Source organism: Streptomyces sp. NPDC020996, from assembly GCF_040641355.1.
Taxonomy (GTDB): domain Bacteria; phylum Actinomycetota; class Actinomycetes; order Streptomycetales; family Streptomycetaceae; genus Streptomyces.
Window position 1 is genome coordinate 70,155 of the sequence record NZ_JBFADM010000039.1, and the last position, 11,625, is coordinate 81,779.

The window sequence follows — 11,625 nt, forward strand, 5'->3', positions numbered from 1 at the left end:
CGCGGACGGTTGGCCGACTCGGAAGTGACGGAGGTCACATCAATTGGTGGGGGCTCCGGTGTAATGCAAACGGCACCTGCGAGGTCGTAACACCACACGGCAATCCGGCCGACCTTCGACCCGCAGGGGAGACCGACCCATGGACATCACCCTCGAGCAGCCCGCCCGCGGTCGCCTGATCACCGCGGACGAGCAGGAACTCCCCGTCCCGGCCACGCTCCGCTACACCTCCGGGGACCCGCTGGCGGTGCACGTCGACTTCCCGCCCGATGTCTCCCTCGACGGCACGGGGGTGACCTGGACCTTCGCCCGCAGCCTCCTGGAGGAGGGGCTGTACGGGCCGGCGGGCGGCGGAGACGTGCACCTGTGGCCGTGCGGCCGGGCCCGCACGGTGCTGGAACTCCACTCGCCGTACGGTCTGGCCCTGCTGCAGTTCGACACGCCCGCCCTGAGCCGGTTCCTGCTGCGCACGTACGCCGTCGTGGCGGCCGGCCAGGAGGATGTCGGCGAGGCCGTCGACCGGGGGCTGAGCGCCTTGTTCGGCAGCGTCTGAGGCCGGGCCGGCCGCGCCCGGGCGCGGCCTCAGTACCGCAGCACCCCGGCGATCCCCGCGGCGTCGCCCAGGGTGCCGTCCGGCACGAAGCGGACCTCCGCGCCGGTCTCCAGGCACTGCTCGACGATCTCGTCCACGATGTCCTCACGGGCGTCCAGGTCGCCGCTCGCGGCGGGGACCAGGTGGTCGCCGTCGGTGTCGCGCACGGTCACGCGGTAGTCCTCCTCGACGACGAGCAGGCGTACCCGGCCCTCACGCGCGTTCTGCCACACCTCGTCGACACCGGCCGCAAACGTTTTGCGGCCCTTCGCCGTCACCAGTTCCCGGGCCAGGGCGTCGGTGCTCCTGCGCTCGTTGTCGGCGACGATCGGCTGCACCGCCTGCCACACGGCGTCCGGGCTGCCGTGCGCGAGACCCCCGTGCGGGGCGTGCACGGCCTCCTTCGCCACGCCGCCGGCCTCGTCCAGGACCGCCAGGGCGGCCGGTTCGCCGGTGACGTACAGCGGCCGCGGCTGTTCGCGCAGCAGCCTGCCCATGGCGGCGTCGGCCTCGCGCAGGAAGTGGCGGGTGTCCTCGTCGCGGTAGGTGCTCGGCATGTCGCCGATCTGCTCCTGCCGCTCGGCGTCGAAGTTCTCCGGGCGTCTGGTCAGGGGGAAGCCGTCGTTCCGGTGCTCCACGACGCGGTTGACGCCGCCGCTCCAGAGCGTGACGCGGTCGGGGGAGACCGACAGCACCCAGAACGGGCGTGCCGCGGCGTGCGCGGAGACGAGGTTGCGGGTCAGGAAGGTGTCCGACAGCACCACGCGCTCCGGCACGGAGCGGGCGAGAGCCCACACCTGGTGCTCGCCCGGGGCGGCGAAGATCGCCAGACCGTCCTCGGCGCGTGACAGGTCCACCTCGGACAGTGCCAGGTCGAGCTGGCGGGTCACGTCGGTGCGCCGTTCCCGGGTGACCGCGGGATCGGATTCCAGCTGCCTCCTGGCCTCGGCCACGGCGTTGCGCAGCCGGACCCGGTCCTGCGCGTCCACCGGCCCGCGGCGGCGATGCGTGGGCGTCAGCACGGACACGGCCGGATAGGGGCGGGGACGTCGCAGCTCGGACAGGGACGCGGGGCTCAGGTCGTGCTCCATGACAGCACGATAGGTCCGTTTCACGAATCAGGCATCAGGGGGCGTCGGGGGTGAAACGGGCGGGGGTTTTGGTACCCCGGCGACCCGGCGACCCGGCGACCCGGCGACCCGGCGACCCGGCGACCCGGCGACCCGGCGACCCGGTCGCCTCACGGCCGGTCGCCCGGCGGCGGGGCGCTCCGCGGCCGGTCGCCCCCGGCTGGCCCTTCCCGGGCCGGTCTGCGGCGGGCCGAGCCGGTGCCTGGCGGGCCGGTCCGTCTCAAGCCGGTCCGCTGCGGGCCGGGGCCGCGGGGCCGGTCACCGAGACGCTCCCCTGGGCCACGGCGCACAGCGTCTCGACGCCCGCCGCGTCGGTCGTGACCAGGTCGCACCGGCACACGACGCGGGTCCGCCCGGCCCGCACCACCCGGGCGTGCGCGCGCAGGGTCTCGTCCGTGGCCGGCCGCAGGTAGTCGATGGTGAACCCGGCGGTGATCAGCCCGCTGCCGGCGACCGACCCCGCGGCGAAGGTCAGCGCGTTGTCGGCCGCGTACGCGAGCACTCCGCCGTGCACGAAGCCGTACTGCTGCAACAGCTCCTCGCGGATGTCCAGTTCGAGCGTCGCCTCGCCCTGGCCGAACGCCGTCAGGCGGGCGCCGAGCAGCGCGCTGAAGGGCTGGGCCGCGAGCGTCTCGCGGGCCGGCTCCAGGCCGAGTGTTCCAGGCACGGGCTCTCCTCACTTCATCAGTGAAGTGAGGGTGGCGCGGACCGGTCGGGTCTGTCAAGATCGGCCCATGTCCGACCCCGACCAGCGCCTGTTCTTCCTGTTGCAGCGGGCGGCCCACCGGCTGCGCACCACGGCGGACCGGCGCTGCCTCGCGGCCGCCGGGGTCACCACCGCCCAGCTCGGCGCGCTGTTCGCGGTCCACGACCGGCCCGGCACCACCCAGCAGGAACTCGCCCGCACCCTGGGCCTGCGCGAATCCGCCGTCACCGGACTCGTCGGGCGGCTCACCACTGCGGGCCTGCTGCACAAGCGGGCGCATCCCCGCGAACACCGGGCGGTGGTGCTGGAGTTGAGCGACCGAGGGCATGCCGCCCTGCGGGCCGCGCAACCGGAGATCGACCGCTTCAACGCCGAACTGCGGGGCCTGCTCGGTGACGACGGTTTCCTCGAGACCACCGGCGCCCTGGACCGCCTCGCGCACTGGGAGCCCTGACAGCCACCCGCTGGGTGAGTGACCGCGGTTCCTCAGTCGTCGTGCTCCGATCCGCAGGAACTGCCGTCGGCCGGCAGGGAGCCGTTCAGCAGGAACGCGTCGACCTTGCGGTGCACGCACTTGGCGGAGGCGTAACCGGTGTGCCCCTCGCCCCTGTTGTCCAGCACGACGGCCGAGGAGCCGAGCCGCTGCGCCGTCTCCACCGTCCACCGGTACGGCGTCGCCGGGTCGCCCCGCGTGCCGACCAGGAGCATCTTCGGGGTCCGGACGTCGTGCACCTCGTCGCGGATGAAGTCGGTGCCCCTGGGGCGGCCGTAGCACATCAGCACCTCGGTGAGCCGGTAGCGGCCGAACACCGGCGACGCATCCTCGTACCGGGCGCGCAGCCGGCCGAGGTCCCGGGTGATGCGGCCGGCGGTCGGACGGTCGGGGTCGTCCGCGCAGTTGACCGCCATCAGCGCCGCCGGGAGGTTGTCCACGGGCACGTCCTCCTCGTCGACCAGCCCGCTGTGGTGAGCCTCCCGGGCGGGAACGGCCGTCCCGGCGGACGCGAAGCCCATGACCGCGCGCGTGTCCCCGTCCTCCAGCAGATCGGCGAGCGCGCGCTCCAGGGAGGGCCACAACCGCCTGCTGTAGAGGGCCTGACCGATGGCGCCCGCGAGATCCTGCCCGGTGAAGCCGCCGCCGAGGCCCGTCGGCACCGGGTTCTCGTCCAGCGACCGGACGAGCCGCACCACCTGCTCGCGGGCGGCGCGCGGATCCTGTCCGAAGGGGCAGGCGACGTCCTTCGTGCACCAGGTGATGAAGTCCTCCAGCGCCCTCTGCTGCCCCTCGGCGCCCGCCAGCCCCTGCTCGGCCAGCGGCTCGGTCAGCGTGTCGACACCGTCGAGCACCAACCGCCCCACCTTGCCGGGGAACTGCGCGGCGTACACCGCGCCGAGCCGGGTTCCGTAGGAGAAACCGAGGTAGTTGAGCTTCTGGTCGCCGACGGCCTGGCGTATCACGTCCAGGTCGCGCGAGGCGTTCACCGTGCCGATGTGGCGGAGCACCGGCCCCGAGTTGCGCGCGCATGCGGCGGCGGCCTTGCGCAGCAGCTCCAGCCCGGCTTTCGGATCGCTGACGTCCGTGTCCGCGTCGAGTGCGGCCGCGGCTTCCTCGGAGCCGTTGCCGCAGCTGACCGGCGAGGACCTGCCGACGCCGCGCGGGTCGAAGGCCACCACGTCGTAACTGTTCGTCAGCCCCATGAACTCCTTTGCCCCGGACGCGAGTTCGTTGACACCGGCGCCGCCCGGGCCGCCGAAGTTCAGCACGACCGAGCCCCGCTTCTTCCCCGTCGCCCGGTAGCGGGCGAGGGCCAAATCCAGCGTCCCCGCCCCGGGCCTGGCGTAGTCGAGGGGCACGGTGACCTTGCCGCACTGCAGGTCCGTGGGCATGTCCGGCCCGTCGCACCTGGACCAGGCGACCTTCTGGGCGTAGAACCGGGTCAGGTCGGGGCCGGCGCGATCGGAGGCCGCCGCGGGCAGTCCCGCGCCGAGCAGGGCCAGGCCGACGGCGCCGGTGAGCGCCCGGCGCGGGGCGGCGGACCGCCTCGACAGCTTGGCCACCATCCATGCCTCCAGGGAACCGTCGCGGACCGGTGGAACGGCGCCCCTCGCTCACGATAAGCGCACGCCACGGGCCCCGCCTCCGGACGAGCGCCCCGGTCCCGGCCGCCCCGAGGAGCCTCCCCGCCGCCCCGATGCGCGCCACGTCGCCACGTCGCCGGGTGACCGGGTGACCGGCTGGCCCCGGCCGAGGCGGCCCAGACCGCCCGCAGAGCCGCATCGCCCGCATCCCGGCCCGCATCGACTGCCGCGCCCGCACCCGCGCCCGCACCCGCGCCCGCGCCCGCACCCGCACCCGCGCCCGCACCCGCGCCCGCGCCCGTGACCGGCGGTGCGCGCCGATCTCGCCGTGGGCCGGCAGGGCGACGGCTCGGGGCGCGGCCCCGCGTAATGCCGTTGCCGCCGGACGCCGCCCGATGCCGGAGTGACCGCATGGACCGTTCCCCGGTACTCGCGCTCTACGACCGCCGCATGCGCGAAGGGGCCCAGCCGGACGGCCCGGACGCCCGCGTGGAGCGGGTCGGCGCCGTCGTCCGCCAGGTCGCCCCGGTACAGGGCTGGAACGGCGTCCTCTGGTCCGGACCGGACACCGCGGGCGCGGGCGCGGCGATCGCCGGGCAGATCGGGTACTTCGGCGGGTCTCCACGGCCAAGGCGGAGCGGGAACTGGGCTGGAGCCCCGCCCACCCGTCTCCGCGCGAGGGCCTGGCGGCCCTGGCCAAGGCCGGCTGACCGGCCGACGAGGGGCGAACGGCGGGCAGTCGGGCGGGCAAACGGCGGGCAGCCGGGGGGCCGGTCGTCAGCGGGCCGCCGGCCCGCGGCCGGGCGGCGGCCCGCCTGGCCGGGCCCGCCCGCCCGTCCGCCGGCGTATCCGCGGCACGCCCGCAACGGTCTGCCGCGTCCCCGAGGCCGTCAGCGGTGTACCCGCGACCGGTCCAGCGCGGCGATGCCCAGCGCGGCCAGGCCGATCTGAATGAGCCACTCGATCCAGTCCACGCCGTTCGTGTCGGCGACGCCGAGCGCGTTCGCGATCGCGGACCCGATCAGCGCGGCGACGATGCCGACGACGATCGTCAGCAGGATGCCGATGCGCTGGCGGCCGGGCAGCACGAGGCGGCCCAGAACGCCGATGACGATGCCGATCACGATGGCACTGATGATGCCGGAGATCTCCATTCTCCACCCCATTTCTTCAAGGTCCCCGCACAGTGCTCATGCCCCCTCACACCCCGTACAGTCCGCTCGAGTTCAACCCCTGGCCAACGCTGGGTCAATCTTGGGGCGCACCATTCCGGAGACGCCTGTTCAGCCAGCATGTTGCCATGTACCGTTCAACCGATCCGGTCGTGCGGGTGCCGTGCGACCGGATGTCTACGCGCGCAGACGCGCTGCTTCTACGCGCGTAGTTCCGGCCCCCGCACCGATTCGTCCCCGACTCCCCACGGAGGTATGCCGGATGCTCGGACACAGCAGGTTCCGCCACAGACTCACCACGGCCCTCGCCGCACTCGGCCTCCTCACCGCGGGCGCCGCCGTGCAGGCCACGGCCACCGCCACGCCCGCCCACGCGGCCACCACCCACCGCATCCTGTTCGACAACGCCCACGCCGAGACGGCCGGCAACGCCGACTGGATCATCTCCACCAGCCAGCCCGACCCGCTCGGCCAGAACTCCTCCCCGTCCGCCGAGACCGACTGGACCGGCGCGCTGTCCTCCTGGGGCGTCGCCCTGCAGAAGACCGGCAGCTACAGCCAGAAGACCCTGCCGTCGGGCTCCAGCCTCAGCTACGGCGGCTCCTCCACCACCGACCTGTCGAACTTCGACACGCTGGTCCTGCCGGAGCCCAACACCCTCTTCACCGCCGCCGAGAAGACGGCGATCATGAACTTCGTCAAGAACGGCGGCGGGCTGTTCATGATCTCCGACCACACCGGCGCCGACCGCAACAACGACGGCTACGACGCGGTCGAGATCTTCAACGACCTGATGACCAACAACAGCGTCGACTCCACCGACCCGTTCGGCTTCTCCATCGACTCGCTCAGCATCAGCTCCGACTACCCGACGGCCATCAGCGACAGCACCGACCCCGTGCTGCACGGCTCCTTCGGCACCGTCACCAAGAGCCTGATCGCCAGCGGCACCACCGCCACCCTGAAGCCGTCGGACAACTCCTCCGTCAAGGGCCTGCTGTACCGCACCGGTTACTCCGGCAACACCGGCGCGTTCTTCGCCACCAGCACCTTCGGCAGCGGCCGGGTCGCCTTCTGGGGCGACAGCTCGCCCATCGACGACGGCACCGGCCAGTCCGGCAACACCCTCTACGACGGCTGGAACGACTCCGGCGCGACCAACGCCGCGCTCGCCCTGAACGCCACCGCGTGGCTGGCCGGCGCGGGCACCAGCAGCGGCGGTGGCGGCGGCTCCGGCACCTGCACCGCCGCCCAGCTGCTCGGCAACAACGGCTTCGAGTCGGGCGCCACCACGTGGAGCGCCACCAGCGGCGTCATCACCAACTCCACCGGCGAGTCGGCCCGTACGGGCTCCTACTACGCATGGCTGAACGGCTACGGCTCCGCCAACACCGACACCCTCTCCCAGTCGGTGACCATCCCGTCCGGCTGCACCACCGTCACCCTGAGCTTCTACCTGCACGTCGACACGGCGGAGACCACCACCAGCACGGCCTACGACACGCTCAAGGTCCAGGTCCTCAACAGCTCCGGAACGGTCCTGGGCACCCTGGCGACCTACTCCAACCTCAACGCCGCCGGCGGTTACACGCAGCGCAGCTTCAGCCTGGCGAGCTACGCCGGCCAGACCGTCACCCTGAAGTTCACCGGCACCGAGGGCTCGACCCTCCAGACGTCGTTCGTCATCGACGACACGGCGCTGAACGTCAGCTGACCCGCCGGGGCCCTGTCCGGTCCGCCGAGGACCGGCCAGGGCCCCACCGGGCCCGACGGCCGCCCCTCCACTGATCAACGCGGTGTTAATTTGGGGCAATGGCATTGCGCAACGCTGTGATGGCCGCGCTCCTGGAGGGCGAGGCATCCGGGTACGACCTCGCGAAGGGCTTCGAGGCCTCGGTCGCCAACTTCTGGATGGCCACCCCACAGCAGCTCTACCGCGAGCTGGAGCGCATGGAGAGCGAGGGACTGGTCTCCGCGCGGGTCGTGCAGCAGCAACGGCGCCCCAACAAGCGGCTCTACTCGCTCACCGACGCCGGTCTCGCGGTGCTCCGCGAGTACGTCGCCGACGTCCCCGCCCGGCCGACGGCCATCCGGGACGAGCTGATGGTCAAGGTCCAGTGCGTCGACATCGGCGACACCGGCGACATCGAGGCCGTACGCGCCGCCGTCGTCGAACGCATGGAGCGGTCCGCCGTCAAGCTCGCCCGCTACGAGCGCCTGCAGGAACGCCTCCTCGCCGGACGCGACGAGGACGACTACTTCGCCACCGCCGAACGCATCGGCCCCTATCTCACCCTGCTGGGCGGCCTCGCCCTCGAACGGGCCAACGTCGAGTGGGCGCGCACCGCCCTGCGCCGCCTCGAACAGCGGGCCTCCGCACTGCGCTGAGTCCGCCCCCGCCCCCGACGCCGGGGTGTCGGCGGTCCGCCGGTGTGCTGCCCGGACGTCCTACTCGGCCATGCTCTGGGTACTGAGGACCGCCGGCAGCGCCAGCTTCTCGGCCGCCTCGGTGCCCGGCTCGGCCGTGTACACGAGCAGCCGCAGATCGCTGCCCGCCACACTCAGCACATCGCAGTCCAGCGTCAGCACACCGACCTGCGGGTGTTCGATCGTCTTGCGCGAGGACTCGAGCCGGCCGACCACTCCCGCGTCCCACAGCTCGCCGAACAGCTCGCTCTTCTCCCGCAACTCCTCTGTCAGACGGCGCAGTCGGCGGTCGGCGGGATACCGCGCGGCGGTCGCGCGCAGTTCGGCGACCATGGAGACCAGCAGCGCCCGCTTCTCCTGCGGAGTGTGCCGGACCCGGGTCGGCACGCCGAGGAAGTTGCGCCACACACCGTTGCGTTCGAAGCCCCGCAGGCCGGACGGATCCCCCATCAGCGCCGCGTACATCGGATTGGCCAGCAGCAGCGTCGCGGCCGTGCTCGATTGCCGACCAGGCGTCGACCACGGACCGCCTGTTGGTCGAGGTCATCGACTTCGGCGCGGTCGAGGCTGGTGTCCCGGTACGCGGGTGTGGTCTTCGTTGGAGGGGCCGCGTGCCCTGTTCGACCGGACGGTGGTGTGGCTGGTGAACAACCGGGTGCTGTTGCCCGGGGTCACGACTTCGCCCGCTATGGCACCGTGCGCGGTTTCATCACGCAGAACTCGCCTCCGCCCTGCACGCCGCGTATGTCCAGGTCGCCGCCGGGCTATCGGGCAACACCGCGCTGGAGGTGGTGGGCGGGGCTCAGCAAGGCCGAGGAGCCCAAGCTCATGCCGCCGTTCAGGCAGTTGGTCAACGGCATGCTGCCGAGGGTCGACTTCCCCGAACTGCTGTGGCTGGCTGCCGACGGCTTCCCCGTCACCGACGAGTTGCTCGCCCGCCTCTCCCGACTCCAGTACCACCACATCAACTTCCCCGGCCGTTACGCCTTCACCCGGCCGCCCGCGCCGGGCCTGCGCCAGCTGCGCGACCCGCACAGCGACGACGAAGCAGACGAGGATCCTCTCTCTGCATAGATGCGCAGTCGGCGGCCTCAGTAGAACTACGCAATGGGACCAGAAGAACCACTGATGTCTCACGACGGCGGAGGCGATGTCAGTGGTTCCTCGTACAGTCGGTCCTGATCACTTGCTCCGTGCGTGGACCCCGTCCACGGTCGTCGCGGTCCTCATCCCATGAAAGTCGTGAACGTGATGTCCAACCTCCCCACCCCCGCAACTGGTGACGACTGGGAGTCGTCACTGACGCAGGCCTTCGGCGTCCTGCTGGGCCACCCCCTGTCGGACTTCGATTCCGGCGCGGTGTACGCGGCCGACTACAGCGGCAGCTGGCTCTCCGAATCCCAGTCCAACAGGGATCCTGCCTGGCTGGAGCCGGCCGCTCTCACCGGCCGGGAGACGATAACCAACGAGAACCTGCTGCTGCTCGACGAGGTGGGCTACCCGGAGCTCCGGTTCGACGCGAGCCGCTCACAGTTCGAGATCGACGCCGCGGTGGAATTCCCAGCCGCTTTCAAGGAAGACCTGGCGGCCGTCAAGCTGCGAGGTCACGAACGCTGGCCTGTAGTCAGGGGCGCCGATCTGGCACGACTGACGGCACGCCACGGGGTCGACCTCACCTCACCGGACCTGCCCGCGAAGACTTGGTGTGTGGTGCGGGCCAGAATCGCGTCCGACGGAACTCTTCTCGATGCCCTCCGGGTTGCCACCGGCATCGGAGAGGGCCCCGACGGCCTCGTGCTGCGTGAGGCGAAGGACACGGCGATGGGTGCGGAGATCGAGGCAGCGATCGCGGCCGTGGAGCATGCTGGGATCCGAGCGCATCTGCGCGCGTTCTGCAGCCCGCACTCCGACCTCGGCCTCTGCATTTCGTACATGCGCAAGTGCAAGGAGGAAGGCAGCCCGCTGGTGGCCCTGTGGGAAGTGGCTGGGGAGCAGTTCGAGATCACTGTGCAGCGGGTCGAGGCCTGACCCCTCACCTGCGGATCGGAAGCGTCTGGTGAGAGACAAGATCTCGTAAGAGGGAGAGTCGGCCGAGTCCGGCTGACTCTCCAGACCAATGTTTGTTTCTCACAAACGACCCTTTGCCCGAGCAAGATCAAAAACCGGTCGCCGGATGCCGGTTGATCTTCGATCGGTTCTCAGAACACGTTCTCACGCAAAAATGGGTCGGACCCCCTTCTGAGACTTGCATTGCGCGAAGATCCGGGCTCATGACGGTCCATCAAGACCCCTCGCTGGACGACGCGGACGACGTCGAGCGCCGCCCCTGCCCCCGCTGCGGTGTCCAGCCTGGCTCGCCCTGCCGCTCGCGCGGCGGCGCGGTCGCCGGCGCCTACCACACCGGCCGGTTCACCAAGGTGCCCCGGCTCGCCAAGCTGCTGCGGGTGCCGACCCCGGCCGACCGAGGACCGGGGCAGCCGTGGCGGCCTGGCACCCCGCCCCCCGGCTCCGGTCGTCGAGGACACCCCGGGCGCGGACATCCGCATCGGCTACGCCCGGTGCTCCCACGTGACGCAGGAACTCGACTCCCAACTCGACGCGCTCACCGCGCACGGCATCCCCCGCGACAAGGTCTTCAGCGAGAAAATCAGCACCCGCCTCCGGGTCCGCCCCAAGTTCGAGGAGGCGTTGCGCACGGCGCGGGAGATCAAGGCGCACGCGCCGCACTGCCGGGTCATTCTGACGGTGTACGAGATGAAGCGGCTCGGCCGCGACGCCGCCGAACTCACCGCGCTCGCCGACCACCTCACCGCCCACGGCCTGGCCCTGGAGATGCTCGCCGGGCCCCTGCCCGGCAGCTACGACCCGACCGGCCCCGGGAAGCTGCTGTTCGCGTTCTTCACGGCCATGGCGGAGACCGAGCGGGAGAACATCCGGGAGTCGACGCTGGAGGGGCTCGACACGGCCGCGCGCAAGGGCAAGCACGGCGGCCGGCCACCGGTCATCACCGAGGACGTGCTGCACACCGTGCTCCGCCGGAAGGCGCTCGGCGAGTCCGTCGAGCAGATCCAGCCCGACCTGATCATCCCCACGGGCAAGCGCACTCCCCAAGGGCCCACTCCTACCCGGGCGTGGCCTACCCGTCCTCCAAGGCGGCCGTCAACATGGTCACCGTGCAGTTCGCGAAGGCGCTGCCCGACATCCGCATCAACGCCGTGGAGCCCGGCTTCACGGCCACGGACCTGAACGGCCGGACCGGCACGCAGACCGTGGAGCAGGGCGCCGAGATCATCGTCCGCATGGCGCGGATCGGACCGGACGGCCCGACCGGGGGCTACTTCGACGCCGAGGGCACACTGCCCTGGTGAGCCGCCCCCGAACCGGCCCGGCTCAGCCCTTGCGGGCGTTGATCTCCTCGGTGAGCTGGGGGACGACGTCGAAGAGGTCGCCGACGACGCCGTAGTCGACCAGGTCGAAGATCGGGGCCTCGGGGTCCTTGTTGACCGCGACGATGGTCTT

Annotated in this window: 10 protein-coding genes and 5 pseudogenes; 9 read left to right on the top strand and 6 right to left on the bottom strand. The window is 71.7% G+C overall.

Features of this window, described 5'->3' with window-relative positions; translation table 11 throughout:
• Window positions 1-139: 139 nt before the first annotated feature.
• Window positions 140-553, top strand: a complete 414-nt coding sequence (locus tag AB0G63_RS24910) for an SsgA family sporulation/cell division regulator (protein ID WP_360754094.1) — start codon at window positions 140-142, stop codon at window positions 551-553.
• Window positions 554-582: 29 nt separating this feature from the next.
• On the opposite strand, the gene AB0G63_RS24915 is transcribed toward AB0G63_RS24910, so the two are convergent.
• Both AB0G63_RS24915 and AB0G63_RS24920 read right to left on the bottom strand, forming a co-directional pair.
• A complete protein-coding gene (locus AB0G63_RS24915; protein WP_360754096.1) occupies window positions 583-1,683 on the bottom strand; it encodes a chemotaxis protein in 1,101 nt (366 codons plus the stop codon).
• 259 nt (window positions 1,684-1,942) lie between these two features.
• Window positions 1,943-2,389: a PaaI family thioesterase gene (locus AB0G63_RS24920; protein WP_360754098.1), complete on the bottom strand. Its 447-nt coding sequence runs from the start codon at window positions 2,387-2,389 to the stop codon at window positions 1,943-1,945.
• Window positions 2,390-2,456: 67 nt separating this feature from the next.
• Between AB0G63_RS24920 and AB0G63_RS24925 the strand changes: the two genes are divergently transcribed.
• On the top strand, window positions 2,457-2,882 hold the full coding sequence (locus AB0G63_RS24925) for a MarR family transcriptional regulator (protein ID WP_360754101.1): 426 nt from the start codon (window positions 2,457-2,459) through the stop codon (window positions 2,880-2,882).
• A 32-nt stretch (window positions 2,883-2,914) separates the two neighbouring features.
• Here the strand turns inward: AB0G63_RS24925 and AB0G63_RS24930 are convergent, their stop codons facing one another.
• On the bottom strand, window positions 2,915-4,489 hold the full coding sequence (locus AB0G63_RS24930; protein WP_360754104.1) for an alpha/beta hydrolase: 1,575 nt from the start codon (window positions 4,487-4,489) through the stop codon (window positions 2,915-2,917).
• A gap of 429 nt (window positions 4,490-4,918) precedes the next feature.
• Between AB0G63_RS24930 and AB0G63_RS24935 the strand changes: the two are divergent.
• A pseudogene (locus AB0G63_RS24935) lies at window positions 4,919-5,119 on the top strand (GNAT family N-acetyltransferase); the annotation flags it as partial.
• A gap of 278 nt (window positions 5,120-5,397) precedes the next feature.
• On the opposite strand, the gene AB0G63_RS24940 reads toward AB0G63_RS24935, so the two are convergent.
• The gene (locus tag AB0G63_RS24940; RefSeq protein ID WP_360754106.1) at window positions 5,398-5,661 is read right to left on the bottom strand and encodes a GlsB/YeaQ/YmgE family stress response membrane protein; all 264 of its coding nucleotides are present in this window, start codon (window positions 5,659-5,661) and stop codon (window positions 5,398-5,400) included.
• 280 nt (window positions 5,662-5,941) lie between these two features.
• Here AB0G63_RS24940 and AB0G63_RS24945 point away from each other — a divergent pair, with 280 nt between their 5' ends.
• Both AB0G63_RS24945 and AB0G63_RS24950 read left to right on the top strand, forming a co-directional pair.
• Window positions 5,942-7,393, top strand: a complete 1,452-nt coding sequence (locus AB0G63_RS24945) for a hydrolase (RefSeq protein WP_360754109.1) — start codon at window positions 5,942-5,944, stop codon at window positions 7,391-7,393.
• 98 nt (window positions 7,394-7,491) lie between these two features.
• Window positions 7,492-8,067, top strand: a complete 576-nt coding sequence (locus tag AB0G63_RS24950) for a PadR family transcriptional regulator (RefSeq protein WP_360754111.1) — start codon at window positions 7,492-7,494, stop codon at window positions 8,065-8,067.
• A 60-nt stretch (window positions 8,068-8,127) separates the two neighbouring features.
• Here AB0G63_RS24950 and AB0G63_RS24955 read toward each other — a convergent pair.
• A pseudogene (locus AB0G63_RS24955) lies at window positions 8,128-8,598 on the bottom strand (transcriptional regulator); the annotation flags it as partial.
• 336 nt (window positions 8,599-8,934) lie between these two features.
• Between AB0G63_RS24955 and AB0G63_RS24960 the strand changes: the two are divergent.
• The 4 genes and pseudogenes from AB0G63_RS24960 to AB0G63_RS24975 form a co-directional block, all read left to right on the top strand.
• On the top strand, window positions 8,935-9,180 hold the full coding sequence (locus AB0G63_RS24960) for a hypothetical protein (protein ID WP_360754113.1): 246 nt from the start codon (window positions 8,935-8,937) through the stop codon (window positions 9,178-9,180).
• A 159-nt stretch (window positions 9,181-9,339) separates the two neighbouring features.
• Entirely contained in the window at window positions 9,340-10,134 is a 795-nt protein-coding gene (locus AB0G63_RS24965) for a hypothetical protein (RefSeq protein ID WP_360754115.1), read from the top strand.
• Between the two features lie 540 nt (window positions 10,135-10,674).
• Window positions 10,675-11,028: pseudogene (locus tag AB0G63_RS24970) on the top strand (recombinase family protein); the annotation flags it as partial.
• Window positions 11,029-11,219: 191 nt separating this feature from the next.
• A pseudogene (locus AB0G63_RS24975) lies at window positions 11,220-11,474 on the top strand (SDR family NAD(P)-dependent oxidoreductase); the annotation flags it as partial.
• Between the two features lie 22 nt (window positions 11,475-11,496).
• On the opposite strand, the pseudogene AB0G63_RS24980 reads toward AB0G63_RS24975, so the two are convergent.
• Window positions 11,497-11,625, bottom strand: a pseudogene (locus AB0G63_RS24980) (electron transfer flavoprotein subunit alpha/FixB family protein); the annotation flags it as partial.